The sequence below is a fragment of the Mucilaginibacter sp. GW821-FHT07G05 genome (assembly GCF_059418565.1).
In genome coordinates, this window is record NZ_JBWKQC010000007.1 from 227233 (window position 1) to 252641 (window position 25409).

The 25409-nt window shown below is 43.0% G+C and carries 29 protein-coding genes; 9 read left to right on the top strand and 20 right to left on the bottom strand.

The genetic code is table 11. The annotated features are described in order from the left end of the window. Nucleotides 1–17 precede the first annotated feature (17 nt). The 17 genes from AC07NA_RS18475 to AC07NA_RS18555 form a co-directional block, all read right to left on the bottom strand. Entirely contained in the window at nucleotides 18–371 is a 354-nt protein-coding gene (locus AC07NA_RS18475) for a four helix bundle protein (protein ID WP_494899047.1), read from the bottom strand. Nucleotides 372–411: 40 nt separating this feature from the next. Further along, nucleotides 412–1773 carry an NADH-quinone oxidoreductase subunit NuoF gene (gene nuoF / locus AC07NA_RS18480; RefSeq protein WP_494899048.1) on the bottom strand — a complete coding sequence of 454 codons (1362 nt, stop codon included), beginning with the start codon at nucleotides 1771–1773 and terminating at the stop codon, nucleotides 412–414. 2 nt (nucleotides 1774–1775) lie between these two features. Then, nucleotides 1776–1961 (bottom strand): hypothetical protein, encoded by a 186-nt coding sequence (locus AC07NA_RS18485; RefSeq protein ID WP_345213075.1) that lies wholly within the window; start codon nucleotides 1959–1961, stop codon nucleotides 1776–1778. Continuing rightward, nucleotides 1951–2478, bottom strand: a complete 528-nt coding sequence (locus tag AC07NA_RS18490) for an NADH-quinone oxidoreductase subunit NuoE family protein (protein WP_494899049.1) — start codon at nucleotides 2476–2478, stop codon at nucleotides 1951–1953. Before AC07NA_RS18490 ends, AC07NA_RS18485 begins: the two co-directional genes overlap by 11 nt. Continuing rightward, entirely contained in the window at nucleotides 2471–3682 is a 1212-nt protein-coding gene (locus AC07NA_RS18495; RefSeq protein WP_494899050.1) for an NADH-quinone oxidoreductase subunit D, read from the bottom strand. Before AC07NA_RS18495 ends, AC07NA_RS18490 begins: the two co-directional genes overlap by 8 nt. A gap of 2 nt (nucleotides 3683–3684) precedes the next feature. Further along, on the bottom strand, nucleotides 3685–4188 hold the full coding sequence (locus AC07NA_RS18500; protein ID WP_345213078.1) for an NADH-quinone oxidoreductase subunit C: 504 nt from the start codon (nucleotides 4186–4188) through the stop codon (nucleotides 3685–3687). Beyond that, a complete protein-coding gene (locus tag AC07NA_RS18505; protein ID WP_228950834.1) occupies nucleotides 4188–4730 on the bottom strand; it encodes an NADH-quinone oxidoreductase subunit B in 543 nt (180 codons plus the stop codon). The genes AC07NA_RS18500 and AC07NA_RS18505 overlap by 1 nt, the downstream gene beginning before the upstream one ends. Nucleotides 4731–4855: 125 nt before the next feature. After that, nucleotides 4856–5227: an NADH-quinone oxidoreductase subunit A gene (locus AC07NA_RS18510; RefSeq protein WP_345213079.1), complete on the bottom strand. Its 372-nt coding sequence runs from the start codon at nucleotides 5225–5227 to the stop codon at nucleotides 4856–4858. 74 nt (nucleotides 5228–5301) lie between these two features. After that, a complete protein-coding gene (locus AC07NA_RS18515) occupies nucleotides 5302–6999 on the bottom strand; it encodes a tetratricopeptide repeat protein (RefSeq protein WP_494899051.1) in 1698 nt (565 codons plus the stop codon). A gap of 22 nt (nucleotides 7000–7021) precedes the next feature. Then, nucleotides 7022–7945 (bottom strand): PstS family phosphate ABC transporter substrate-binding protein, encoded by a 924-nt coding sequence (locus tag AC07NA_RS18520; protein ID WP_494899052.1) that lies wholly within the window; start codon nucleotides 7943–7945, stop codon nucleotides 7022–7024. Beyond that, nucleotides 7932–8162 (bottom strand): hypothetical protein, encoded by a 231-nt coding sequence (locus tag AC07NA_RS18525; protein WP_494899053.1) that lies wholly within the window; start codon nucleotides 8160–8162, stop codon nucleotides 7932–7934. The genes AC07NA_RS18520 and AC07NA_RS18525 overlap by 14 nt, the downstream gene beginning before the upstream one ends. Nucleotides 8163–8170: 8 nt before the next feature. Next, nucleotides 8171–8995, bottom strand: coding sequence for an energy transducer TonB (locus tag AC07NA_RS18530; protein WP_345213083.1), 825 nt, complete (start codon nucleotides 8993–8995; stop codon nucleotides 8171–8173). Between the two features lie 40 nt (nucleotides 8996–9035). Then, nucleotides 9036–9569 (bottom strand): ExbD/TolR family protein, encoded by a 534-nt coding sequence (locus AC07NA_RS18535; protein ID WP_494899054.1) that lies wholly within the window; start codon nucleotides 9567–9569, stop codon nucleotides 9036–9038. 7 nt (nucleotides 9570–9576) lie between these two features. Continuing rightward, the gene (locus tag AC07NA_RS18540) at nucleotides 9577–10188 is read right to left on the bottom strand and encodes an ExbD/TolR family protein (RefSeq protein ID WP_494899055.1); all 612 of its coding nucleotides are present in this window, start codon (nucleotides 10186–10188) and stop codon (nucleotides 9577–9579) included. Between the two features lie 89 nt (nucleotides 10189–10277). Next, nucleotides 10278–11105: a MotA/TolQ/ExbB proton channel family protein gene (locus tag AC07NA_RS18545; RefSeq protein ID WP_345213086.1), complete on the bottom strand. Its 828-nt coding sequence runs from the start codon at nucleotides 11103–11105 to the stop codon at nucleotides 10278–10280. 426 nt (nucleotides 11106–11531) lie between these two features. Further along, on the bottom strand, nucleotides 11532–11873 hold the full coding sequence (locus AC07NA_RS18550; protein WP_494899056.1) for a translation initiation factor: 342 nt from the start codon (nucleotides 11871–11873) through the stop codon (nucleotides 11532–11534). Nucleotides 11874–11960: 87 nt separating this feature from the next. Then, a complete protein-coding gene (locus tag AC07NA_RS18555; RefSeq protein ID WP_494899057.1) occupies nucleotides 11961–12857 on the bottom strand; it encodes a diacylglycerol/lipid kinase family protein in 897 nt (298 codons plus the stop codon). 227 nt (nucleotides 12858–13084) lie between these two features. Here AC07NA_RS18555 and metK point away from each other — a divergent pair, with 227 nt between their 5' ends. Further along, nucleotides 13085–14335 (top strand): methionine adenosyltransferase, encoded by a 1251-nt coding sequence (metK, locus tag AC07NA_RS18560; protein ID WP_345213089.1) that lies wholly within the window; start codon nucleotides 13085–13087, stop codon nucleotides 14333–14335. Between the two features lie 100 nt (nucleotides 14336–14435). Continuing rightward, nucleotides 14436–15374 (top strand): EamA family transporter, encoded by a 939-nt coding sequence (locus AC07NA_RS18565; protein WP_494899058.1) that lies wholly within the window; start codon nucleotides 14436–14438, stop codon nucleotides 15372–15374. Nucleotides 15375–15700: 326 nt separating this feature from the next. Here AC07NA_RS18565 and AC07NA_RS18570 read toward each other — a convergent pair whose 3' ends face one another. Beyond that, nucleotides 15701–16162 carry a hypothetical protein gene (locus AC07NA_RS18570; protein ID WP_494899059.1) on the bottom strand — a complete coding sequence of 154 codons (462 nt, stop codon included), beginning with the start codon at nucleotides 16160–16162 and terminating at the stop codon, nucleotides 15701–15703. A 135-nt stretch (nucleotides 16163–16297) separates the two neighbouring features. Here AC07NA_RS18570 and AC07NA_RS18575 point away from each other — a divergent pair, with 135 nt between their 5' ends. From AC07NA_RS18575 to AC07NA_RS18590, 4 genes are all read left to right on the top strand, one after another. Beyond that, nucleotides 16298–17680, top strand: a complete 1383-nt coding sequence (locus AC07NA_RS18575; RefSeq protein ID WP_494899060.1) for a M20/M25/M40 family metallo-hydrolase — start codon at nucleotides 16298–16300, stop codon at nucleotides 17678–17680. A 109-nt stretch (nucleotides 17681–17789) separates the two neighbouring features. Then, nucleotides 17790–19061, top strand: coding sequence for an MFS transporter (locus AC07NA_RS18580; RefSeq protein WP_494899061.1), 1272 nt, complete (start codon nucleotides 17790–17792; stop codon nucleotides 19059–19061). 594 nt (nucleotides 19062–19655) lie between these two features. Then, nucleotides 19656–20216: an NUDIX domain-containing protein gene (locus AC07NA_RS18585; protein WP_494899062.1), complete on the top strand. Its 561-nt coding sequence runs from the start codon at nucleotides 19656–19658 to the stop codon at nucleotides 20214–20216. Nucleotides 20217–20292: 76 nt separating this feature from the next. After that, nucleotides 20293–21036 (top strand): lysophospholipid acyltransferase family protein, encoded by a 744-nt coding sequence (locus AC07NA_RS18590; protein WP_494899063.1) that lies wholly within the window; start codon nucleotides 20293–20295, stop codon nucleotides 21034–21036. Nucleotides 21037–21493: 457 nt separating this feature from the next. Here the strand turns inward: AC07NA_RS18590 and AC07NA_RS18595 are convergent, their stop codons facing one another. Beyond that, nucleotides 21494–22228 carry a LytR/AlgR family response regulator transcription factor gene (locus tag AC07NA_RS18595; RefSeq protein WP_494899064.1) on the bottom strand — a complete coding sequence of 245 codons (735 nt, stop codon included), beginning with the start codon at nucleotides 22226–22228 and terminating at the stop codon, nucleotides 21494–21496. Nucleotides 22229–22230: 2 nt separating this feature from the next. After that, a complete protein-coding gene (locus AC07NA_RS18600; RefSeq protein WP_345213101.1) occupies nucleotides 22231–23241 on the bottom strand; it encodes a sensor histidine kinase in 1011 nt (336 codons plus the stop codon). A 293-nt stretch (nucleotides 23242–23534) separates the two neighbouring features. Here AC07NA_RS18600 and AC07NA_RS18605 point away from each other — a divergent pair, with 293 nt between their 5' ends. Genes AC07NA_RS18605 through AC07NA_RS18615 form a run of 3 tightly spaced genes read left to right on the top strand, consistent with a single transcriptional unit; the run spans nucleotide 23535 to nucleotide 25396 of the window. Beyond that, nucleotides 23535–23693, top strand: coding sequence for a hypothetical protein (locus tag AC07NA_RS18605; RefSeq protein ID WP_345213100.1), 159 nt, complete (start codon nucleotides 23535–23537; stop codon nucleotides 23691–23693). Then, nucleotides 23687–24586, top strand: coding sequence for an ABC transporter ATP-binding protein (locus tag AC07NA_RS18610; protein WP_494899065.1), 900 nt, complete (start codon nucleotides 23687–23689; stop codon nucleotides 24584–24586). The genes AC07NA_RS18605 and AC07NA_RS18610 overlap by 7 nt, the downstream gene beginning before the upstream one ends. A 6-nt stretch (nucleotides 24587–24592) precedes the next feature. After that, the gene (locus tag AC07NA_RS18615; protein ID WP_494899066.1) at nucleotides 24593–25396 is read left to right on the top strand and encodes an ABC transporter permease; all 804 of its coding nucleotides are present in this window, start codon (nucleotides 24593–24595) and stop codon (nucleotides 25394–25396) included. Nucleotides 25397–25409 lie beyond the last annotated feature (13 nt).

The following is a 25409-nucleotide window of genomic DNA, read 5'->3' on the forward strand; positions in this document are numbered from 1 at the left end:
AAATTCAAAAGTCAAAACTACTTTTGAAGATTAATGACTATCGAGGCGATGATCTTTGAAATTTCATCCGCTTCTTTAATCAGATCCTTTATTTTATCTTTCTCAACACTTATAGTGTCTCTGACCAAACAGAGCCAATACTTCGTTTCATTTGCCGACTTTAAGGCTATCGTATAATAGTTCTTAAAGTCTTTCAATGAGCTTCCGGATTTCCCTTCCACTACGTTTGCTACTATTGAAGTCGCGCTTCTTAAGAGCTGGTCAAATATTGAAAAGTAAATCCTGTCATAGTTGGTTGTTGATATAAACCCGATTATCTCTTTTGAAAACTGATAACACCGGTGCTTAATGTCATAAGGCTTTTCTATCAACGTTCCTTCTATTTTTGACTTTTTACTTTTGAATTTTGACTTAACTCACGGGCTCAGGTTTTGGTAACGGATCGGCGTAATTTGCCAAGCCATAGTTACCGGCAACTGCTGCCGATGGGTTACTTACGTGCCATTCAAATTCATCCCTGAAGTGGCGAATTGCGCTGGCCACAGGCCATGCTGCCGCGTCACCCAGCGGACAAATCGTGTTTCCTTCAATTTTTTTAGATACATCAACCAACAGGTCCATGTCGCTCATTTTACCATGCCCGTATTCTAAACGGTGCAGTACCTTTTCCATCCAGCCTGTACCCTCACGGCATGGCGAACATTGTCCGCAGCTTTCGTGGTGATAAAAACGGGCGAAGTTCCAGGTATTACGTACAATACAGGCATCCTCATCATAAGCGATGAAACCACCCGAACCCATCATGGTACCGCTAACAAAACCACCATCGCTTAATGATTCATAGCTCATCAGGCGGGCTTCGTTGTTCAGCGTTTTCAATATCAGGTTAGCCGGTAAAATTGGCACCGATGAACCACCTGCCACTACTGCTTTCAGGCGTTTGCCGTTGGCTATACCGCCGCAATATTCATCGGAGTATAAAAACTCCTCTACCGGTACACCCAGCTCAATTTCGTAAACACCCGGTTTTTTAAGGTTACCCGATGCCGAGATCAGTTTGGTACCTGTACTGCGGCCTATTCCTATTTTAGCGTACTCGTCGCCACCATCATTAATGATAGGTACTACGGCAGCAATTGATTCTACATTGTTCACTACCGTTGGGCAGCCATACAAACCCGCGATAGCCGGGAATGGTGGCTTTATACGCGGGTTACCACGTTTACCTTCCAGCGATTCTAACAGGGCGGTTTCTTCTCCGCAGATGTAAGCACCGCCACCCGGCTGCACGTACAACTCCAAATCGTAACCTGTACCTAATATATTTTTGCCTAAAAAGCCTGCGTTTTTAGCTTCGGCAATAGCTTTTTCCAATATGCGGATCTGCGGCATCATTTCGCCGCGAACGTATATGTATGATGTTTTGGCGCCTAAGGCGTAGCTGGCCACAATCATCCCCTCAATTAACAGGTGAGGGATATAGGTCATCAGGTAACGGTCTTTAAAGGTGCCGGGTTCTGATTCATCGGCATTACAAACCAGGTAACGGGCAACACCTTCGGGCTTGGCCAAGAAGCTCCACTTCATCCCGGTAGGGAAACCTGCACCACCACGACCGCGCAAACCCGATTTTTTAACCTCTTCCACCACATCCTCGGGCGAAAGCGTTTTCAGGGCTTTTTCAACAGCGGCATAACCACCCTTAGAGCGGTAAACATCAAAAGTATTGATGCCCGGTACGTTGATATGTTCTAATAATAATTTGCGTCCCATTATTAATATATTTTGCCTGTTAACTTATAATAATTAACATGTTGCCATATACGCTGCGCAACTGCAATAACCACTACTACAATCTTCATCCACAGTTCCATCTTTAAATCACTGGTTGGCCAAAGTATAATAGCTACCAGTAACGCGTAAAGGCAATCGCGGAAGATCATCGAGTTTTTAGTTAGCATTTGCCTTCGCTTTTAAATCCACTATCAGTTTATCAACTGATTCGGTTGTTAAATTCTCGTAAAAAGTATATTCCGGACCAATTTGCAGTACCGGTGCAAAGCCGCAGGCGGCCAGGCACTCTACCCCGCGCCAGCTGAACAGCCCGTCAGGCGTAACTTCGCCTTCTTTAACGCCCAGCTTTTGCTCAATGTAGTCCATTATTTTTTCGGCACCTACCAGGCAGCAAGCGCTGGTGCGGCAAACCTCCAGTACGTATTTGCCTTGCGGGCGCATAAAGTACATGGTGTAAAAGGTAGCCACCTCGTAAACCTCAATAGGCAGTATGCTTAAATACTCGGCTACTTTATCCATTGCCGGCGCGCTTACCCAACCGTATTCGGCTTGTACCAAATGCAGTATAGGCAGCAATCCCGATTTTTGTTTTCCTTCGGGATAGCGGCTTTTTATATCATCAAACTTAGCAATCAACGCGGCCGAAAACTCAACCGGCGTTTGGGTTTCTTCTACTTTAAGCATCTAACTCCCCAGCTATAACGTTTAAACTACTCATGTTAATAATCGCGTCAGATAGTAACATGCCCTGGCTCATTGGGGCATACATCTGGTAATTGATAAAACTTGGCCTGCGGAAATGCAAACGGTAAGGTGAGCGGCCGCCATCATTCACTAAGTAAAAGCCTAACTCGCCGTTAGCGCCTTCTACTGAATGATAAACCTCGGTAACCGGTGTATCTACCTCGCCCATCACAATTTTAAAGTGGTAGATGAGCGCTTCCATGTTGTTGTACACTTCCTCTTTTGGAGGCAGGTAAAATTCAGGCACATCGGCATGGAAAATATCAGCAGGTTCTTTTTCTATTTTTTTAAGCGCCTGGTCAATAATGCGCATACTCTGCCACATCTCTTCGTTACGTACCAAGAAGCGGCTGTATACATCGCCGTTATCGCCAACGGGTACTTCAAAATCAAAATCCTCGTATGATGAGTATGGCTCCATGGCCCTTACATCATAATCAACGCCTGTCGCACGTAAGATGGGGCCGGTCCAGCTGTAGCTTAAAGCCGTTTCGGCTGTTACAGCGGCAACGCCACGGGTACGGTCAACAAATATGCGGTTACGGTTAAACAGGTTTTGGAACTCTGTTAACACCTTCGGAAAATCGGTAATAAACTTACGGATCTTGTTGAAAGCAATGGTATTGAAATTACGTTCGAAACCACCTATACGGCCAATGTTGGTAGTAAGGCGCGAACCGCAGATCTCTTCGTAAATTTCGTAAATAGCTTCGCGATACTCCATCATGTACAGGAAACCTGTAAACGCGCCGGTATCAACACCCAGTACACCATTACAAATAATATGATCGGCAATACGGGCAAGCTCCATAATGATCACGCGCATATAATCAACCCTTTTAGGGGTTTGTATGCCGGCCAGCTTTTCTACCGTCATGTGCCAGCCCATGTTGTTAATGGGCGACGAGCAATAGTTCAACCTGTCGGTAAGCGGTGTTATCTGGTAAAACGGCCTGTGTTCGGCAATTTTTTCAAACGCGCGGTGTATATAGCCAATGGTTGATACGCCGCTAACAATTCTTTCGCCATCCATTTGCAGTACGTTTTGAAAAACGCCGTGCGTAGCCGGGTGGGTTGGCCCTAAGTTTAGGGTTGAAAGTTCGTTTTGCGGATCGTTATCAGTAAATACAGGATGATTTTGCATGCTTATCTTCCGAAAAAGTAATCTTTTTTATCTACACGGTTAGGGTCTTCCAACGGGAACTCTTTCCTCATCGGGAACACCGTCATGTCGTCAACATTTAATATCCTGCGCAGGTCGGGGTGGCCATCGAATATCACACCAAAAAAGTCATATGTTTCGCGCTCCATCCAGTTGGCACCATTCCACAAAACGGTGGCGGTTGGTATATGCACGTCGGCATCGTTCAAAAATACTTTTACACGGATGCGCACATTGTTAACCAAGCTGTGCAGGTGATAAATTACGCCTATCTGTTTTTCCTGTTCAGGATAATGAATGGCAGTAATATCTGTTAAGAATATAAATTGGAGGGTAGCATCATTCTTTAAAAAAGTTAAAAGATCGATGATCTGCCCGCGGGTGGTTTCAACGGTTAATAAACTAAAAGGCTCGCCGATAATAGTTACCTGTTCGCCAAATTTTCCGGTTATTTTTTGCTGAAGCTCTTCGTTAGTTATTTTACCCATTATTGAATACCGTATTTAGCTAACAACTCCTGGTACTTAGGTTCGTTCCTGCGGCGCAGGGTTTCGGTTTGTACCAGTTTTTGAATATTTATAAAACCATCAATAATAGCTTCGGGGCGAGGTGGGCAGCCGGGTACATAAACATCAACCGGTATCACCTCATCAATGCCTTGCAAAACCGAATAAGTATCAAATATACCACCGCTTGAAGCGCACGCGCCTACAGCCATTACCCAACGGGGTTCGGCCATTTGCAGGTAAACCTGGCGAAGTACCGGAGCCATTTTTTTAGAGATTGTACCCATTACCATCAGCAGGTCTGCCTGGCGGGGTGAAAAGCTTAAACGCTCGGCGCCGAAGCGCGAAAGATCATAATGTGAGCCCATGGTGGCCATAAACTCAATACCACAACATGAAGTAGCGAAAGGCAACGGCCATAATGAGTGCGACCTTGCCAAACCAATTGCCTTATCAAGCGAAGTAGCGAAAAATCCTGAACCTTCTACACCCGGAGGGGCATCAACTATCTGAATATCACTCATGAATTATATTATAGAATTGGTTGTTCTGATAAAAAATATATCTTTCAGACAAACAAATCTACAACAAAATACGCGTTAATAGTAGCTAAAGGGCTGTAAAGGACGTATTTAGAATCAATCTAAACTCAATCCCAATCGAGGGCTTTCTTCTTTATTATGTAGAAGAAACCGAGTAGCAGGGTTGCCATAAAGATGAACATTTCGATCATGCCGGTTTTACCCAGATCGCGGAAGTTTACCGCCCAAGGGTACATAAATATAACCTCCACATCAAACAAAACGAACAGGATAGCTACCAGGAAGTATTTAATAGAAATTGGGTTACGGGCGTTACCTATAACTTCGATACCCGATTCAAACGGCGTTAGTTTATCCTTGGTTTTACGCTTAGGCCCTATTTTGTGCGTTACAAACATTGTTGTGAACACAAAACCAAGCGCTACTATCATTTGAAATATGATAGGTAAAAAATTAACGGGTAAACTTTGAGTTTGCATAACGCAAATATACAAATGGATACGTAATAAAAAAGGCCCTGTAAACAGGGCCTCTTATTTATTTTCAATACAAATTACTTGCCTTTAGCGGCTCCGCCTTTTTTAGCGAAGTATCTTTGAGCCTGTTTGTTTGCAGGATCATACTCGCGGGCTTTAGTGTAATTTTCTGCTGCTTTCGCATCATCTTTATCTTTAAACTCACTTAATGAACCTAAGTAAGCATAACCTTCAGCAAGGTTTTTCTTTACTTTTTCATCAGGTGCGCCTTTAGCAACAACCAACTCGATATATTTTTCATAGTATGGTTTTGCTAAGCCAGAGATATTATCACGGTTAGGCTCTTTGTAATCATTAGCACGTGCGCGGTACAGGTAAGCATCGGCAAATGGAGATGCTGCTGTTTTTTGTATAACGTAGCTAAATGCTGAATCCGCTTTAGTTAACAGTGCAGTATCTGCTTTGCTGCTCACCGCTTTATCAGTACTTGCGTAAGGTATTACATAACCGAAGTAGTAGCTCAAACCTTCGTAGTAGTGATCAGTTAATTTAGCGTTACGTGATTTTGCAGCGTACTCATGATATGCATCGCCGGCTTCAACATATTTCTTTTTAGCAAATAATGTTTTAGCGATCTCGGCATACAGGTCAACCTGGGTAGTATCACGGGTTATCGCGTCTTTTAGGGTTTTGATACCGGTTGAATCATCACCATTAGCTATTTGCAAACGACCCAAGTAAAGGTAGTCACGGTTGATGATACGTTTTTCGCCAGCCTCAGCCATGAATTTTTTGATAGCGGTTAAACCGTTAGCATAATCTTTATTTTCATAAGCTGAATAAGCTAAATAACGGTAAACTTTAAGGTTTGAAGTAGCTGATTTAGCTAATTCAGAAACCTCAGTTTGTAAGGTAGTGTACTCACCGGCAGCTAACAGGAAGTCGGCGTAACGGATACGTGAATCAACAGATCTGTCGGTTAAGCTCAGGTATTTTTTGTACTGCTCTACACCCTCTTTAACTTTCACCGATGCCATTTTAGGCTCGTTAAGCGCCCAGCGAAGATCAGTTTCGGCCCACTCACGGTAAGCCGGACCATAGTTAGGGTTTAATGCCAAAGCATTTTTAAACTCTTTCTCTGATTCTTCGAAGTTGTTAGCGAATTTCCATAGTATACCTTTTGCTACAATTGGAGCAACATATTTAGGATCTAAAGCGATAGCGCCATCATAGTTGGTAAGCGCATCAGAGCTTTTGAGGTTAACACGGTAAGCGTTACCCAATGCCAAAAGTAACTCGGCATCTTTAGCGTTTACTGCTTTACCTTTAGTTAATACGTCAATAGCCGCGTTAGCATCAACCGGATCTAATAAGTAAGCTTTACCGATGTACAGATAAGGCTTGCTGTTTTTACCTGCTAATGAAATAGCCTGGTTAAAAGCGGTAGTTGCGGCAGCAGTATTTTTTTCGGCACGTGCAACTGCACCTAAACCTGCATAGTTTAATGCTGATTTGGCATTTTTTGCAATACCTTGATTAAAGGCGGTTTTTGCTGAATCAGGATAGTCCTGAACAAGGTACACCCAACCTAAGTAAAAATAATTTTCGTCCTTATCTGCTTGCGTAACAGTAAGGTTTTTCAACATTGAAGTTGCCTTTTGATATTGTTCGGCGTCAATAGCTTTTTTGGCGTCGTCTAAACTTTGCGAAAAAACTGATGAACCTATAAATATCAGCGGCAATGCTGCTTTGGCAATTTTACTGATCTCTTTCATCGATTTATTTTAATTTACTTTGTTACTTTTTAATGTTTATTTCCCTTGCAGGAATAGAATCAGGCAATAAACCCGACTTCAATATTATACGCTGACCTCTGTCGCTTAATAAGAATGATGCAAACCCCGTGCCTAAACCCATCTTGCCGCTACAGTTTATAATATATAATCCCCTGCTTAAAGGGTACTGTTTTAAGACAAGTGTTGACTGCGATGGTTTAAAGTAGTCTTTAGGGAAGCTTTTGCTCGCCTCGTCTTTCACACCAACAATTTTAACGTTCTTAACAGCGGCCGCGTAATCAGCATCAGGGTCGTTAAGCCAGCTAAAGCCGGTTATGCCTATCGCCCCTTCGTGGTTACTTACATACTCAATCACCTCTTTGTTTGATTTAAGCGCGTAAATATTCTTTTGCTTAAATTCTTTATTACCCGAAAAATCTTTCAGGTACCTTACTAAACTGGAGTTCGGGTTATCAAAAACGATATTTTTATCGGTTTTAGTGTCTCCATTCAACATTTTTTTTATCTCCTGCACGGTAATCAACGTATCAGCCGATGCTTTGTTTACAATTAATGCAACTGCATCAATAGCGAAACGGCTAACATCGGGTGGCAGGTTGCGGCTTTTCAACACCTTTACTTCATCAGCTGTAGGCTCGCGCGATAGTATGGCTACCCGGATGCTATCGTTTAAAAACAAGTTCAAAGCCTCATTTTCTGAACGGTAGATGATCTCGGGATGAGCGTTCTCGAACAAGCTTTCAAATATGTACTCTTCTTCACCAATAATAGGTTTAAAAGATTCATCAGCAATAAATTTCACCGTGCCCGATGTAAAGTCTTCTTTAAGTTCAGCTTTCTTATCTTTTTGGCTGCAACTGTAAATTAATGAGGCCGATATTAGTGCAACACCTGTAAGTGCGAGCCTAATTTTATTCATCATCATCCTTTTTAAGTATAATCCTTGAAAACCTCACTACGGCGTATATTATAAAAAACGCGCCGAATATATACCGTTGTGTTTGTGTTAGCGGCAGGTTCAGCCTGTCCCAAAACATGATCATAACACCCAGTATACTAACACATACGAAGGTAACTACCCCTAAAATAAGCAAAAATCGCCTTTTGGGCGATTTTTGCACATTATTGCGATTTAATGACATCTACGTGATTATTCGCTTAAAGTAAAGTTTACAGGCATGGTGAACTGCACACGTACCGGACGGGCATTCTGAATACCTGGTTTCCACTTTGGTGATGCCTTTACACGACGTACAGCTTCTTCCTGTAACGTTGCGCTTGGGCCACGAAGCGCTTTAACATCGGTTAAGCTACCATCTTTTTCAACTACGAAGGTTACAATTACTTTACCTTGTACGTTGTTTTCCCTGTCAACCGCAGGGTAATTGATGGTTTTACCTAAGTAATCGTAGAACTTTTGGATACCACCCGGAAACTCTGGTTGTTGCTCAACCGCGGTAAAGATCTGGTTACCGGTATCTTCAATTACTTGCTTAACATCCGAGTTACCTACCGGCTCATCAATACGAACATCGGCAGTTGGATCACCTTTCTGATCTTTTTGACCAGGATCGGCTACTTCTAACTCTTTTACTGTTGGCGGATCTTTTTCCACAACCTGATCATCAGGTTTAACTACCGGAGGAGGGAAACGCACCTGGTCAACTTTTGGTTTAGGTGGCTCCACTGCTGGCGGAGGTGGTTTTTTGGTTTGATCAACCGGTGGCGGCGGCGTAAGGATCACATCGGTGATCTTTACTTTCTCTGCCGGCTTAGGAATGAAGCCTTTGATAGCATTAACGATAGTTGGCAAAGCGATAACAAATACGAATAACGATATACCAATTAACAGCGCCGTTCCGGTTCTTTTGGAATTTTGCTTTCTTAATTCGTATGCGCCATAAGCTTTGTTACGTTCAGCGAAAACTACATCAATCCATTCCTGTTTTAATAAGTCTAACTTTGATCCTAACATTTTTTTAGGCTTTAATATTAATTATTATACAATCTGCTCCTTAGTACAATCCGTCCTTTTGAAGCAAACCAATTTCTACCGGTGTAATATCAACTATAGCGTATGATTTTACCGCGGTAATATTCATTTCGTCAATGATATCAACTGTATTTTTATATACAGATTTAGCACTTGGCTTAATGATCACTACCATGTATTTACCGAAGTTATCCTGTATTTCCTTACCTTTTTCGATAAGTGCTTTACGGATACCGTTTTTACCGTAGCCATCAACAGTTGGCGCGCTTTTACCCGGTTCGCCTACAAACCACTCCAATTTATCGTCCTTGCCCAAAATAATGGTCATGGTACGTGAAGCGGCAACTGCAAGTTGCTCATCGGGTTTTTTATCATCTTTATCCGGCATCGCAATATCCATTGCTTTGGGCTTCGAAAGAGTGGTTGTTAATATAAAGAAAGTGATCAACAAGAACGCTAAATCCACCATCGCTGTTAAGTCAACGCGTGTTGAAGCTTTCTTACTTCTTACTTTCCCACCCTTCTTACCCCCGCCGGAGGTGTCTAATTCTGCCATTTTTTAATTATTTTGACGCACCTCTTAGTGACGTGATTAAACTAAATTTATTAACCTCTTGCTTTTGAAGGATAGCGATAATATCTTTTATTACCGGATACTCTTCTTTGCTATCGCCTTTAATAGATATACGCAGTTGCTTTTGGTGTAACGCAGCGGCAGCTTTACGCGATTCACGGATCCAGTTAAATAATTCGTTACTAACTGAATCACGAGGAATACCCGATTGCTGAACTGATTTTTTCTGCTCGGCATCCATGTTCAAAAACTGCTTTAGCTGTGAAATTGGCACACCAAAAATAGCTGTTGCAGCAAATTTTTTCTCTTCATCAGGCGTAAATTGAATGTTGTACAATTTACCCATTTCCTGTAACGCTGCAATACGCACATCGCTACCATCTACCGAAAAGAACGCTTTGTTTGAACCAACAGTAATTACTGCCAGGTTATCATCAGGTATAGGCTGTTGAATACTTGATCCCGGAGTATCAACCGGAACCGGATCTTCAACCTTAAATTTTGATGTTAATATAAAGAAGGTAAGCAACAGGAACGCCACGTCGCACATGGCGGTCATGTCAATCGCTGTACTCTTCCTTGAAACTTTTGCTCTCGACATAATTCGATTTTTTTAAAATATATTGTTGCTTATAATTATTTATATCATACTGCCCTCCACCCGGAGGGCAGTAATAAGCTCAATATTTCTTATCTGTGTGATGAAGCAAATGTTTGCACAATGCTGAAACCTGTTTCATCAATTGCGTAAGTCAGTTTATCAATCTTAGATGTAAAGAAGTTATACAGGATGATTGAGAAAGCTGAAGTACTGATACCTAATGCAGTATTAATAAGTGCCTCAGAGATGTGAGTTGATAACGCAGCCTGGTTTGGAGCACCTGAAGTTGCCAACTCAGAGAAGGCACCAATCATACCCACAACCGTACCTAACAGACCCATCAATGTACCGATAGATACAAGAGTTGCGATGATAGTTAAGTTTTGCTCTAACATTGGCATTTCTAAAGCTGTTGCTTCTTCGATGTCTTTTTGGATAGCTAATGCTTTTTGCTCAGTATCAAAGTTAGGATCGTTTTCGATTTCGCGGTATTTTTTCAAACCTGATTTGATAACGTTAGCTACCGAACCTTTTTGTTTGTCGCACTCAGCGCTTGCTGCTTCGATGTTACCAGCGTTAAGGAAGCTTTGTACTTTTCTTACGAAAGCATCAACACTACCTGTACCAGCTGCTTTACCAATAACGATTGCCCTCTCAATTGAGAAAACGATAACCATTAACAGGAATGACATAATTACCGGTACGATAGCTCCTCCTTTGTGTACAGTACCGAAGATATCAACTGGCTCATTTGCTGGATCGCCACCTTTGTAGTGACTTGGGTGACCTAAGATGAACATGAAAATAAGTATTCCGACTACAAGACAAAGTGGAATAGCAAGGGTAGCGAAAATGCCCGATGAGCTTGAGCTTTCTTTTTTAACAGGGGTACTTGGTTTTGCTGGTACGTTAGCCATTACAGTAAAATTTAGTTTTTAGTTTATGTTTATTTTTTAATTTAATTATGTGCTGCCTTAAGCGGATAACAAATTTATGACTTTAATAAATTAAAAAAGTCTCCTTTATTATTATTAACAATTATTTAATATGTTCTTTTTCCCCGTAATTGGTGAATACAATAACGCTTATTAGCGTAAATATTGTTTGTTACAACTACAATTTTTTACAATGAAACTTATTTTTTTTAAAAATAGCAAAAAATAAACTACAAATTGTGTGTAACTAAAGTGATATATTATAAAAAGAACAAGGTTTGATGTAAAATTTAATTCTGCCTTTGGCTTGCATTACAAGGTTTTAGCAAGGGCAATATTAAACTGTTTTTTTAATATTCGGGTGTATATTTTTTATTTTTATTTAGTGTGTACTTAAAACACTTAAAATCAGCCGCCGGCTTTCTTGGCCTTGTAGCCATCGGCAAGTAAAAGAGTGAGTATTTTATCGCGATGATCGCCTTGTATCAATACCTCGCCATCCTTAACCGAACCGCCTACGCCGCACTTGCTTTTCAGCTTGCGGCCAAGGGTTTCGAGGTCGTCATCAGTTCCCCTGAAATCACTTACACGGGTAACCAGTTTGCTGCCGCCTTTACGGTCAAGGTATATTTTAAGGTTTTGTTGCTGTGGCGGCAGGGTTTCGGCACCAGAGCCCCCCTCCTCGCTATATTGAAAACCCGGATCGGTTGAGTACACCACCCCGGTAAACTTTTGATTCTTTTTTGACATGGCCGGCCGTATAATATTTAGTGATTTATTAAATTAGTGAATGAGTGATTGATCATGGCACAAATAATATAACCCCAATAATACAATTTAGTTCACCTTCAGGAAATCATCCCCTACTATTACTTTTAACGATTGCGGTATAATATTTATTTCGGCATCGGTTCCCATAATTTGGGGTTCACCGTCAAGGTGGGCCGGGCCCGAGTCTTTACGCTTTACGTGGATGCGCTTGCCTTTTATTATTTCAACGTAGCTCGATTGATCGGTAGTTTTACTGAACATGCGTAAACCCAGCTCCGGAAACCTGTATAACGGAAAAGGTTTCACCACGCATACATCCAGCAAGCCATCCTGTACCGATGCCTTGGGCGATATGTGCGCGTTGTTACCGTATTGTGATGAATTGGCAAAGCTGAGCATAAACGCTTCGCGCTCGTAAGCTTCACCGTCAACCTCTATATGGTAGGTTTGCGGTTTATAATTGAGTATTTCGTGTACCGATGATTTAAAGTAGCTGTAAAAGCCCCTCTTTTTGCTGCCATGGGCAAATACATCGCTGATGTGGGCATCAAAACCCATACCTGCCATGTTAAAAAAGGGTTTGCCGTTCATATTGGCCGAATCTATTACTTCAAATTGTGCTTTATTAAGCGTTTCAATAGCTTTGGCGGCATCCATAGGTATACCTAAAAACCTTGCCAGGCCATTGCCCGATCCGTAAGGGATGATGCCCAAAATAGCATCGCTGCCCACAATGGCCGATGCTACCTCGTTTATAGTACCATCGCCGCCCACGGCCACCACTACATCAAAACCACCCAGGTTTTCTTTTGCCAGCTTACGTGCATCTGATACGCCGCTGCTGAAAACAAAAGTGGCATCAAACACGGCGCTATCCAGGTGTTTCTGTATAAGTTCGGGTACGCCATCCTTCTTTTTCCCGCCCGATATGGGGTTTATTATAAATAAAGCCTTTCGTTTCAACTATATATATTTGAGGCATCAAAAGTAAAGTATTTTTAGCTTTGTAAAAATTGTTTTATTTTTGCTGCCCGAAAGTGGACTGATTTAATTGTGCCGGTAGCCCGGTGCTGAATTGCAACCACGTAAAAAAGTGCTAAAATCCTGCTTCTTTTTAACGCGTTCCGTTGTCGTTTCCGGTTAACTCCTTCACTTTCCTGTGTTTTACTTTTTTATCTATTAAAATATTTATGTCATACTTATTCACTTCCGAATCCGTATCAGAAGGACACCCGGACAAAGTTGCCGATCAGATATCAGATGCCCTGATAGATCAATTTCTTGCTTTCGACCCTGAATCAAAAGTAGCCTGCGAAACACTGGTTACTACCGGGCAGGTATTTTTAGCCGGCGAGGTTAAATCAAAAGCTTATTTAGATGTACAAAAAATTGCCCGCGATGTGATCAATAAAATTGGTTATACCAAAGGCGAATATATGTTTGATGGTAACTCGTGCGGCGTATTATCGGCCATTCACGAGCAATCACCGGATATTAACCAGGGTGTTGAGCGTAAAGAAAAAGAAGAGCAAGGCGCCGGCGACCAGGGTATGATGTTTGGTTATGCAACTGTTGAAACCGACAACTACATGCCTTTGGCACTCGACTTAGCCCACGCTTTGTTAATTGAGCTGGCAGCTATCCGTCGTGAAGACAGCGAGATCAAATATCTTCGCCCGGATGCGAAATCGCAGGTTACGCTGGAGTATGACGATAACAACAAACCGGTACGTATAGATGCCATTGTAATATCAACCCAACACGATGATTTTGATGAAGAGAAAGCGATGCTGGCCAAGATCAGCGAAGATATTATCGGCATCCTCATCCCTCGTGTTAAGGCTAAATACCCTAACTACGCGCACCTGTTTAACGATGCTATTAAATACCACATTAACCCAACCGGTAAATTCGTTATCGGCGGTCCGCATGGTGATACAGGCTTAACCGGCCGTAAAATTATTGTAGATACCTACGGTGGTAAAGGCGCGCACGGTGGTGGTGCATTTTCGGGTAAAGATCCTTCAAAGGTTGACCGTTCTGCCGCTTACGCAACCCGCCACATCGCTAAAAACCTGGTAGCTGCCGGTGTTAGCGACGAGGTATTAGTACAGGTATCTTACGCGATAGGCGTTGCCCAGCCAATGGGTATTTATGTAAATACTTATGGTACCGGCAAAGTAGGTTTAACCGATGGCGAGATAGCTAAAAAGGTAGAAGAAATTTTTGATATGCGCCCTTACGCTATTGAAACACGCTTTAAACTGCGCAACCCTATTTACAGCGAAACTGCCGCTTATGGTCACTTTGGTAAGCCAAGCCAGGTAGTAACTAAAACTTTTGTAAGCCCTGAAGGCCGCGAAGTGGTTACAGAGGTTGAACTGTTTACCTGGGAAAAGCTTGATTACGTAGAGAAGGTGAAAACAGCCTTTGGATTATAGTACTTTTTGCAAATAATAAAAAAGCGATGGGTACTGCACTCATCGCTTTTTTTATGGACTAATGTTACCCGATTAGTTATAACCTTATTAAAAAAACACCGTGAAACAACAAACCGCGCCATCACGCTGGCTTATATTATTCGCCTTTTTTAACATATATATTATATGGGGTTCTACCTATTTGGCGGTGGCTTACGGGTTGAAGGGCTTACCTCCTTTTGTGCTGGTGGGCGCGCGATATTTGGTAGCGGGTGTGGTATTATTTGCATGGTGCCTTATTAAGGGTGAAAAACTACCGCCCCCCAACCTGTTATTGCGACAAGCCGTAAGCGGCATACTGATGTTGGTTGGCGGTACAGGCATGATCGCCTGGGCCGAGCTTTACATCAGCTCCGGCCAGGCAGCTATACTGGTGGCTACCGAGCCGCTTTGGTTTCTGCTGCTGGATAAAAAACGCTGGGGCGAATACTTTCGCGATAAGTTTATTATTTCGGGATTGCTCATTGGTTTTACCGGTATTTTCCTGTTCATGAAACTTAACCATAGCACACAGGCAGCTACTGTTACATCTACCATGACTATTATTGCCAGCGGGGTAGTATTGTTCAGCGCAGTGTTGTGGGTATTGGGTTCGCTGATCACCAGTAACAGCAGGGGTAACAGTAGCACCATCATGAATTCGGGTGTACAATTGCTCGCGGCAGGTTTCGCCAGTGAAATTATCGCGCTTGTTAAAGGTGAGTACATTGGTTTTGATGTAGATAAAGTGCCGTTTGAAGCATGGGCAGGATTAGTATTCCTGATCGTTATGGGATCGTTCATCGCCTACTTGTCTTTTGTGTGGCTGATCTCTATTCGTCCGCCTGCGCTGGTGAGCACCCATACTTACGTTAACCCGGTAGTAGCTGTTTTTTTAGGCTGGATAATGGCAGGTGAAAAAGTATCAGGCGGGCAACTGATCGGGCTGGTAGTGATATTGGTGGGGATACTGCTGATCAATGTACCGGCTTATAGAGCCCCTGCGAAGATTCAGGAATAAAGAGGTAGGAGACAAGATTTTTTGCAGGAACCCAGCCCGTCATAAACCCGGGAGTAGCGGATACCGGCCCGGCGCATAAGGCCTGCGGCGTATGAGCGGATCACGGGGCTGCATTAACCAAAGTACTACGGGTATTGGTTTTCTTATTTTTTTGGGATTTCACTGATTGGGGGAATGATTTCACCGATTTGGCTGCAGCTGATTTTAATTGTATGTTTTATTCTTTTGGGATTTCACTGATTGGAGGGGGGATTTCACCGATTTGGGTTGTAACTGGGGTTGACAGATTTTAATGAATTTATCCCCTATTTATATGTTTAGTTGGGTCAAATTATGGTTAAGAGATATACCAATCCGAAAAATGCAATGATCAGCAGCCAGAACTGATCGGATCTGGGGCGCACAATTTTAAAAGCGACTAAAAAAGCAAGGCCGCCATCAAATACCATCATCTTAAAGAAGACTTCCAATAGGTTATAAATATCAAAATCTTTCATTACATACCGGCTGAATAGCATAAAATCGAGCTCGGCAATAGCGCAAATACTTAAACCTAATGCAGTAAGTTTTATAATTGAAAATTGTGGATATCGCCTGAATATTTCTTTTTGGCTAAATATCAATATAGATAATGTTGCAGCGAAAATCACCATGCCGGAGATATTAATTCGCGTTTCCGGTATGTAGTGGGGTACATATTCCGAAAGTTCAATAGCCCACCACTGCGCAAACAGTGTAATAAATAATATAAGCGCGTATTTGAAAATGATGTATATGACAGGTTTCATGCTGTGCTAATATAAACACAAAAATGGGAGCATATACAACATACTGCACTATCCCTCAACATGAAACCGCGAACCTCAAAAAACGCAGCGCACAATACACTATTTAACTATATTTGTTAAAACTGATCGCAATTGATGAAAAAGACTTTACTCTCATTAGCTATCCTGCTGGCCGCTGCATCCGCACAGGCGCAGGATTCATTAACCATTCGCAAAATATATGATGAAGCACTGGTAAACGGCCAGGGTTACGAAAAACTGCGTTACCTGTGCAAAAAGATAGGCCCGCGTTTGAGCGGATCTGCAAATGCCCAAAAGGCTGTGGAATGGGGCGAAAAACTGATGAAAGATTATGGCTTTGATAAGGTTTTTTTGCAGGAAGTTACGGTGCCGCACTGGGTACGCGGTGCTAAAGAAGAAGGCTATATTATTGATGGCAATAAACGTATACCTGTGCCAATCGCGGCGCTTGGCATGTCGGTAGCTACCCCTAAAGAGGGTATTACCGCCAGTGTAATTGAGCTGCACAGCCTGAAAGAACTGGAAACCCTGGGCGAAAAAGCCATTAAAGGCAAAATAGTTTTCTTTAACCGTCCGTTCGATCCGCGTTTTATTGAAACCGGCGAAGCGTATGGTACCGCGGGCGATCAACGCTTTTTAGGTCCGGCTGCTGCTGCAAAATATGGCGCGGTGGGTGTAATTGTGCGCTCGTTAACCGAAAGCATTGACGATTACCCGCATACCGGCGGAACCGATTATACCGATGGCGTAAAGAAAATTCCGGGTGCTGCTATATCAACCAAAGCGGCTAACAAACTGAGCATGATGTTAAAATTGCGCAAGTTTCCGCAGGCTAAGTTTTACTTTAAACAAAGCTGCCAAACCCTTCCCGATGTAAAATCATACAACGTGGTTGGCGAGTTAACAGGTACCGAGCATCCTAACACGTTTATCACTGTTGGTGGTCACCTCGACTCGTGGGATTTGGCCGAAGGCGCGCATGATGACGGAACGGGCATTGTACAATCGGCCGAGGTATTGCGCATTTTCAAGGCTATTGGTTACCGCCCTAAAAACTCGGTACGCGCGGTATTTTTCATGAACGAAGAGAACGGGCACAAAGGTGGTTTAAAATATGCCGAACTTGCCGTTAAGAATAAGGAAGAACATATTGCCGCTATTGAAACCGACGAAGGTGGTTTTGTGCCGCGCGGCTTCAGCTTTGAAGATATATCACCGGAGCTATTAAAGAAAGTAAACCAGAACTGGAAACCACTACTGGAACCTTATGAAGCCGACAGATTGGTAAAAGGCGGCAGTGGTACAGATATCGGTCCGCTTAAAGAGAGCATACCTTCAATTATGCTGATAGGCTTTACACCCGATTCGCAACGTTACTTTGATATTCACCACACCCCTAACGATGTGTTTGAAAATGTACATAAACGCGAGCTTGAATTGGGTTCGGCGGCTATGGCATCATTGATATACCTGATAGATCAGCACGGACTTAAATAGGCCCTGCACTACCTGTTTTTTACACAAGGGACACAAATTAAATGTGTCCCTTGTGCGTTGTAATAGGCTACAAATCTTAAATTTGCGGCTCATCTCTTAATTAAAACAGGTGCCCGAAGAAGACAGTACCCCACCCCGCCCCAACGATGCATTTGCCGCCCTGCGGTATAAAGATTTCAGATCATACCTCGGCATGAGGTTCTTTTTCACCTTTGCCTATCAAATGCAGGCAGTGGTTATTGGTTTTTACGTTTACCATCTTACCAAAAGTGTTTTTGCATTGGGCCTTATTGGTTTATGCGAAGCAATTCCCGCTATTGGCATCGCCCTGTATGGCGGGTATATTGCCGATAAATCAGAAAAGCGGAAAATGCTGCTCATCATATTTTCGCTGGTGTTGTTCTCGTCCATATCCATGTTCGTAGTTACGCTGCAAAGCTTGAGCGGCTACATCCATACCGGATGGGTGGTGCCTACCATATTCTTCATGATATTTGTGAACGGCGTTGCAAGGGCTTTTTATTCCCCGGCTGCGTTTACGGTACTGGCGCACAGTGTACCTAAAGAGATTTATCCTAACTCCAGCACCTGGAATAGTTCGGCATGGCAAATAGCTTCGATATTAGGGCCGGCGGTTGGCGGGTTGGTGTATGGATTTTATGGTATTACGATCACATTTATTATCATCATCGCTTTTCTGCTGGTGGCATTGGTTAGTATTTACTTGTTACGATCATACCCGCCAATTTTTATACCCAAAGAAACTATCTGGAAAAGCCTTTCGGAAGGGATCACCTTTGTGTTTCGCAATAAAATGATGATAGGCGCCATGAGTCTTGATCTCTTCTCGGTATTTTTTGGCGGCGCGGTAGCATTACTCCCCGTATTTGCCAACGAAATATTAAAGGTAGGTGCCGAAGGTTTGGGCATTATGCGGGCTACATCATCATTAGGGGCTGTACTCACCATGCTGGCCATGGCACGCATATCTCCAATGGGCAAACCATGGCGCAACCTGCTCATTGCTGTTACAGGTTTTGGCATGTCGATCATCTGCTTTGGTTTGTCGCGTAATTTTTACTTGTCACTGATGTTCCTGTTCACCGAAGGCGCTTTCGACAGTATCAGCGTGATGATACGCGGTACCATTATGCAAATACTCACGCCCGACCAAATGCGCGGCCGTGTATCTGCCGTTAACCAAATGTTCATCGGTTCATCCAACGAGATAGGAGCCTTTGAATCGGGCACGGCTGCAAAGCTACTGGGCACAGTGCCCGCGGTAATATTCGGCGGCACCATGACCCTGATCGTAGTGAGCGTAACGTATTTAAAAACAAAAAAACTGATTCCGCTCTCGCTGAAGGAAATTAATAATTAAGGTAAAAGCTGAAAGGATAAAGCTGAAAGCTTCGACTTTAGGCTGGACGACCCGCTCGTCAGCAAGAAGCTTCGGGCGAAAGCGGAAAGGTGTTTGGAAGAAGTAAAAAGGCAGGGCCATGTGCGATTCCCTCCCTTGGGAGGGTGTAGGGAGGGGTTTCATCAACCCGGTTTCTTATTTTAAACATTGTATAAACCCCTCCCTGCCACCACAGTTCCCAACACACCCCTCCCCAAGGAGCATAGCCGTCAACTTAAGGATAAAAAGTTAAAATAGCTTCTGTGTCAAGGCAAATCGCATAGCTAACTCACCCGGTCTACGCTTCGCTGGACCTCCCTCTCTCCGGCTTTGCCGCAAAGAGGGAGAAATAAAATTACATAAGCCCCTCTTTGCGAAGCAGAGCAGGGGTGACGAGCGCAGCGATGTCGGGGTGAGTCGATATTGAGCAATTCTTAAGTTGACGGCTATGCGCCAAGGAGGAAATTGAAAAATACGCCTGAACTTCTGTGCTGTTATAAAATTACTTTTAAACTGATAATATATCAATAACACAATAATTACCTTAAAAACCGCTGCACTGATTATCTTTACTCAATGCACAACCCCGACCACAATCCCTGGCAAATTACTGCCGAGCAAGAGCAATATGATAATCCGTGGATAAATGTTACCGAGTATAAGGTGATCAATCCGGCCGGTAACCCGGGAATTTATGGTAAGGTTCATTTTAAAAACCTGGCCATAGGTGTATTGCCTTTGGATGCCGATATGAACACCTACCTGGTGGGCCAATTCCGTTTCCCGCTCAATCAACATAGCTGGGAAATCCCCGAAGGCGGCGGCATCATTGGCGTCGACCCGATAGAATCGGCCAAACGCGAACTGCTGGAAGAAACCGGGTTAAAAGCCGGCGAATGGGTAGAGCTGCAACGCATGCACCTCTCCAATTCGGTAAGCGACGAGTTAAGCATTACCTACCTTGCCCGCGACCTGCAACAATTTGAGGCCGAACCCGAAGAAACCGAGCAACTGGTAATTAAAAAGGTACCCTTTGCAGAAGCATACCAAATGGTTTGTAACGGCGAAATCACCGATAGCATGTCGGTAGGGGCAATTTTAAAAGCTAAGCTATTGATGCTGGAAGGCAAGTTGTAATAGTACTTATACTACAGGCAACTTGTGTAAACAACACATTTTTAGTTGAAAACTAAATTTTTACCTTTGTAGCTTTATGAGAAAGTTCTTCGGCTATATCCTGTCGCCCATTTGCATACTTGCATTTTTTTTAGTGTTGATCATATTTCAGCCCGTACAGTGGATCTGCTACCGTTTTTTTGGTTATGCGGCTCACAAGCGGTCGGTTGATATGCTTAACTTTTGCCTGTTCAGCACCTTCTATATATTGGGTAATACGGTGAAGTTCGTCAATAAATACGAATTGCCGGTTGGTCGCCCGATGATCATTATAGCTAACCATCAAAGCCTGGGTGATATACCGCCGATGATCTACTTCTTCAGAAAATACCATGCTAAATTCATTTCTAAGATAGAGCTTGCCAAAGGGATTCCTTCTATTTCATATAATCTTAGAGTAGGCGGCGGTGCTAATATCGACCGTAAAGACCCGCGTCAATCTATTACCGAACTGGTTAAACTGGCGGGTAGAATGAAAGAAAATAAATGGTCGGCTATGATATTCCCCGAAGGTACCCGCTCAAAAGATGGCAAGGTAAAAACCTTCCAATCGGCAGGTATTGCCACCCTATTAAAGAAATGCCCGGACGCTTTACTGGTTCCGGTTGCAATCACTAACTCATGGAAGATGGTACGTTATGGTCTGTACCCACTCAATACCTTCATCCCCATGACATGGGAAGTACTCGAACCTGTTGAACCGGGGAAAGTTCCTGTTGATGAGTTGGTGAAAGAGATTGAAGAGCGTGTAAGAGCAAAGGTTAACCCTGAAATGTCTTAAATTTTCTTCCCTTTGTCATTGCGAAGAATGAAGCAATCTCATCGCGTTTTGTATAATCACGTCATTGCGAGGAACGAAGCAATCTCTACTTAGGCTGAAGCTTGTGCTGTAATTAACGGTAGTCTGCTCTTGGGCGCAGTGCCCCATTACTTTTGAGGGCAAAAGTAACAAAACCCTTGTCCAGCAAAAGGCTTCTTTGCCGCACGAGGCCATACCCTGCAAAACGGCCAGAGCTTTGGGCTGGAACTTTTGCCCCACCGCTCATTTCCATCCCACATGCAACAAGTTCACTATGCCCGCCTTTGCGCTCATGGCCAACACAGTTCTGCCCGTTTTCACCCGAAGCTCTTTGCTGACGGGAACTGCATTAATCTGTTTTCAAACGGAAAACCTTTCTTTGCACTGTGCAGGTCTTGTTATTGCACTTCAAAAACTCCCCCTTCAGGGGGCAGGGGGGTTACACGTTCTTCTCGTCAACTATCCGGAAGAAATCGTCGCGGTAGGTGTCACCTACGGGGATAATCTTGTCGCCGATGAAGATGCGGCTGCGTTCTATGCTGTCGATCTTGTTGAGTGATACGATGTAGGAACGGTGTACCCTGATAAAGTATTTTTCGGGTAGCGCATCCTCCATTTTCTTCATGTTTTGGAGGGTGATAATACGCTCCGCGGTGGTAAAAATGGAGATATAATCTTTCAGGCCCTCAATAAACAAAATGTCTTTAAGATATACCTTTTGTATTTTATGTTCGGTTTTTACAAAAATGAAATCGTTCAAAAAATCCTGCTGTTGCTGCTGTGGTTGTACCGGTTCTGGCGCGGCAGGTTTGGCCGATGGCTGCAATACGCCCTGTGCCTTTTGTACGGCTTTGTAAAACCTGTCGAACGCGATGGGTTTAAGCAGGTAATCAACCACGTCGAGTTCGTAGCCTTCAAGCGCGTACTCGGGGTAAGCGGTGGTAAGTATTACCTTGGCTTTTCCGTTTGATATTTTGAGGAACTGGATACCGGTAAGCTCGGGCATTTGCACATCCAGAAACACAAGATCGATGCCGCCATCCTGCACCAGCGTAAGCGCTTCAATAGGATTAGTAGTGGCCTTAACCAATTGCAAAGCAGGCATTTTTGAAATATAATCTTCCAAAATATTTAAGGCCAAAGGCTCATCATCAACAACAAGACACCTTATCATGGTTATAAAACTAAAGATAATTCACAGATATATGTATCGGCTTCGTCACGTATAGTTAAATTATATTTTTTAGGATACAAAAGATTGAGCCTCCTTTTAACATTATTTAACCCAATACCGCCCGATGCATCGCGGTTATTGTTGTGCTTTTTATTTTCAATATAAAAACTCAAATGCCCGTTATCAACATTAATAAGCATTTTAATAGGCGAATTAGGATCATTGGCCACACCGTGTTTAAAGGCATTTTCGATGAACGAAATTAACAGCAAAGGTGCTATCCGCTGGTTATCGATACTACCATTCACCTTAAAATCAATAAAGGCCTTATGCCCGAAACGTATTTTTTGCAGGTCGATATAGTTTTGCAGGTAATGGATTTCTTTCTCCAGGTCAACCTTGTTATCATTACTTTCATACAGCATATAGCGCATAATTTCCGATAGCTTCAGTATGGCCTCGGGCGTGGTTTCCGACTTTTGATAGGCCAGCGAATAGATGCTGTTTAGCGAATTAAACAGAAAATGCGGGTTCACCTGCGATTTCAGGAAGGACAATTCGGCACTTAGGCGCTGTGTCTCCAGGTCGCGCTGTACACGCTCATTGGTAAACCAATCTACCGAAAACTTGAGCACTATACTCAAAAATACAAACAGCAAACTGGTGAATAAAGTACTGCTAAAGTATTCCCAAAAAGAGAGTGCCTTGCCATCGTGTACCAGCACATAACTTTTAAATATGAGCCCTACGCCATACTTGCCTATACCTATGATGATGGCTGTAGTTATCATCATGAGGATGTACCGTAAATAACGGTTTTTATCCAGGTAAGCAGGTATCAGCCATAAATAATTAATGTAAAATACACCAATGTTGATACCGCCGAATACTACAAATATAACCAGCAGATGCTCTAATGTAAGTTTGGAGTTGGTACTGGCAAAATAAAAGAAGAACGAGATGATACCCACCCATACTAAAACATGCCACATTATTTGCCAATATCTCTTCATTTATTATACCCGGCTGCTACTTAAATAATATTTTCATTGCATCTAAAGTAATATTTTAAAGGGGTTACAGGCCTATATATTATATATAGGCACACTAATTTTCGATGAACAGGCTTTTTTAACCGACGAACAGGCGAAAACCCTTATTCCGCGGTTCATCTATAAATAACTACAGTTGGTCTAAATGTTTTTAGCACCCGGTTTTTTTGGTATTTCTTTGTTCTATCAAATCAATCGCAATGAAAAAGTTGTTCACAAACTCAAACCCTTTTGTTCTAATATTAGCTCCTGTTATGTTTGCCTTATTGTTAGGCGTATCATACCAGTTCGAACAAAAACAAAACGACATTAAAGGTACCACCATACAGGCCAAACAAGCCACTTCACTTTTTTACAAAGGCATTAGCTTATTTAAAACTGTTGCCGGTGTAACCAAAGAGAACGTATGGTAATCAGCACCGAAAACCTGACCTTTAATTTTGGCGACCAAAAGGTTGTCAACCAACTATCTCTTCAAGTTCCGCAAGGAAGTATATATGGCTTTTTAGGCCCTAACGGCGCCGGAAAAACCACCACCATTAAACTGCTGCTCAACCTGCTTAAAACCCAGGAGGGCAGCATTAACATTTTTGGGCTCGAGCTGCAAAGCAACCGCACCAAAATACTATCGCAAATAGGGTCGCTTATTGAACAGCCGGCCATTTACCTGCACCTTACGGGTAAAGAGAACCTGCTTAACCGCGCCCTGCTGCTGCAAATACCCACCCAAAGGGTTGATGAAATGCTTGCCCTGGTGCACCTTACCAATGCCGCCAATAAAAAGGCAGGCCAGTATTCGCTCGGCATGAAACAACGCCTGGGCATAGCGCTGGCGCTGTTATCTGATCCGCAGCTTTTAATTTTAGATGAACCCACCAACGGACTGGACCCTAACGGCATTATCGAGATACGTGAACTATTGATACGCCTTACTACCCAGCATAATAAAACCGTTTTTATATCGAGTCACCTCCTGTCGGAAATTGAGCGTATGGCTACCCATGTAGGCATCATCAACTTTGGACAACTACTATTTCAGGGTTCGATAAAAGATCTTGAAACCCTAAGCAAACCATTAGTGTACATAGAAACCGATAACACCGTTGACGCGGCCAACTTGCTGAAACGTAATCACATTACGGTTGACGATGTTAACGAAACTACCATTTACCTGCCCTATATCTCCAAACAGCAAATGGGCGAAGTGAATGCCATGCTCAACAGCAACGGTTACACCGTTTACACCATTGGCAAACAGCAAAAAGACCTCGAAGCGTTGTTTTTATCCATCACACAAGAAGCCTAAACCAATATGAAAGGATTTATACTATCGTTCCGTTCGGAGTTTTATAAGAGCCGCAAAACTTTGGGGTTTTGGTGCGCCATTATTTTGCCGCTGCTAATTTGTCTGCTGGTATTTGTTGGCTTTTTTACCAGTGTGGATAAGATGGTCAACACACCCGGCATGCTGCTGTGGATCCGTTTTTCGGGCGCTATACTAAATGTGATGGGTACCCTTTTGTTACCGATATTCGTGATTTTTACGGCCTACTCGGTAAACAGTATCGAGCATAAGGCCGATACATGGAAAACGCTGTTCAGCCTGCCCATACCCAAATTATCGGTTTACGCAGCCAAATACCTGTATGCTTTTTTCCTGGTGTTTTTGTGCCTGCTGTTGTTTACGGTGTTTACCATAGGTTTCGGCAATTTGCTGGGCGTACTTAAACCCGAACTTAAATTTTCGGAGTACCACATGGAGTCGGCATTGTTCCAGGTGTATTTTAAATTGTTCCTGTCGGCATTGGGCATCCTTTCCATACAATTTCTATTCAGTGTTTTGTGGAGCGATTTTTTAAAGCCCATGGGGATTGGCTTTGTAGGCACCATAGCCGGTGTAATAATGGGCGCCGCCGGATGGAAATACGCCTACCTGTTCCCCTACTCGCATCCCATGCTTGCCCTGCAAAACATGATGCCCCGCACCAAAGCAGCCATAGCCTCACCAAAACTCATCATCAATATATTTACCGATGATGTATATGTAAGCCTGGTAATAGCCGTAGCGGTATTTATAGGCGGATATTTTATTTTGTTGAAAAAGAGTGTGAAGTAAAGAGCCTCACCTA

What these genes read in the sequence shown, in the direction of transcription:
- nuoF (WP_494899048.1), bottom strand. Translation starts at nt 1,773, where the DNA reads ATGGGACGCAAATTATTATTAGAACATATCAACGTACCGGGCATCAAT.
- AC07NA_RS18485 (WP_345213075.1), bottom strand. Translation starts at nt 1,961, where the DNA reads ATGCTAACTAAAAACTCGATGATCTTCCGCGATTGCCTTTACGCGTTA.
- AC07NA_RS18490 (WP_494899049.1), bottom strand. Translation starts at nt 2,478, where the DNA reads ATGCTTAAAGTAGAAGAAACCCAAACGCCGGTTGAGTTTTCGGCCGCG.
- AC07NA_RS18495 (WP_494899050.1), bottom strand. Translation starts at nt 3,682, where the DNA reads ATGCAAAATCATCCTGTATTTACTGATAACGATCCGCAAAACGAACTT.
- AC07NA_RS18500 (WP_345213078.1), bottom strand. Translation starts at nt 4,188, where the DNA reads ATGGGTAAAATAACTAACGAAGAGCTTCAGCAAAAAATAACCGGAAAA.
- AC07NA_RS18505 (WP_228950834.1), bottom strand. Translation starts at nt 4,730, where the DNA reads ATGAGTGATATTCAGATAGTTGATGCCCCTCCGGGTGTAGAAGGTTCA.
- AC07NA_RS18510 (WP_345213079.1), bottom strand. Translation starts at nt 5,227, where the DNA reads ATGCAAACTCAAAGTTTACCCGTTAATTTTTTACCTATCATATTTCAA.
- AC07NA_RS18515 (WP_494899051.1), bottom strand. Translation starts at nt 6,999, where the DNA reads ATGAAAGAGATCAGTAAAATTGCCAAAGCAGCATTGCCGCTGATATTT.
- AC07NA_RS18520 (WP_494899052.1), bottom strand. Translation starts at nt 7,945, where the DNA reads ATGATGATGAATAAAATTAGGCTCGCACTTACAGGTGTTGCACTAATA.
- AC07NA_RS18525 (WP_494899053.1), bottom strand. Translation starts at nt 8,162, where the DNA reads ATGTCATTAAATCGCAATAATGTGCAAAAATCGCCCAAAAGGCGATTT.
- AC07NA_RS18530 (WP_345213083.1), bottom strand. Translation starts at nt 8,995, where the DNA reads ATGTTAGGATCAAAGTTAGACTTATTAAAACAGGAATGGATTGATGTA.
- AC07NA_RS18535 (WP_494899054.1), bottom strand. Translation starts at nt 9,569, where the DNA reads ATGGCAGAATTAGACACCTCCGGCGGGGGTAAGAAGGGTGGGAAAGTA.
- AC07NA_RS18540 (WP_494899055.1), bottom strand. Translation starts at nt 10,188, where the DNA reads ATGTCGAGAGCAAAAGTTTCAAGGAAGAGTACAGCGATTGACATGACC.
- AC07NA_RS18545 (WP_345213086.1), bottom strand. Translation starts at nt 11,105, where the DNA reads ATGGCTAACGTACCAGCAAAACCAAGTACCCCTGTTAAAAAAGAAAGC.
- AC07NA_RS18550 (WP_494899056.1), bottom strand. Translation starts at nt 11,873, where the DNA reads ATGTCAAAAAAGAATCAAAAGTTTACCGGGGTGGTGTACTCAACCGAT.
- metK (WP_345213089.1), top strand. Translation starts at nt 13,085, where the DNA reads ATGTCATACTTATTCACTTCCGAATCCGTATCAGAAGGACACCCGGAC.
- AC07NA_RS18570 (WP_494899059.1), bottom strand. Translation starts at nt 16,162, where the DNA reads ATGAAACCTGTCATATACATCATTTTCAAATACGCGCTTATATTATTT.
- AC07NA_RS18575 (WP_494899060.1), top strand. Translation starts at nt 16,298, where the DNA reads ATGAAAAAGACTTTACTCTCATTAGCTATCCTGCTGGCCGCTGCATCC.
- AC07NA_RS18585 (WP_494899062.1), top strand. Translation starts at nt 19,656, where the DNA reads ATGCACAACCCCGACCACAATCCCTGGCAAATTACTGCCGAGCAAGAG.
- AC07NA_RS18590 (WP_494899063.1), top strand. Translation starts at nt 20,293, where the DNA reads ATGAGAAAGTTCTTCGGCTATATCCTGTCGCCCATTTGCATACTTGCA.
- AC07NA_RS18595 (WP_494899064.1), bottom strand. Translation starts at nt 22,228, where the DNA reads ATGATAAGGTGTCTTGTTGTTGATGATGAGCCTTTGGCCTTAAATATT.
- AC07NA_RS18600 (WP_345213101.1), bottom strand. Translation starts at nt 23,241, where the DNA reads ATGAAGAGATATTGGCAAATAATGTGGCATGTTTTAGTATGGGTGGGT.
- AC07NA_RS18605 (WP_345213100.1), top strand. Translation starts at nt 23,535, where the DNA reads ATGTTTGCCTTATTGTTAGGCGTATCATACCAGTTCGAACAAAAACAA.
- AC07NA_RS18610 (WP_494899065.1), top strand. Translation starts at nt 23,687, where the DNA reads ATGGTAATCAGCACCGAAAACCTGACCTTTAATTTTGGCGACCAAAAG.
- AC07NA_RS18615 (WP_494899066.1), top strand. Translation starts at nt 24,593, where the DNA reads ATGAAAGGATTTATACTATCGTTCCGTTCGGAGTTTTATAAGAGCCGC.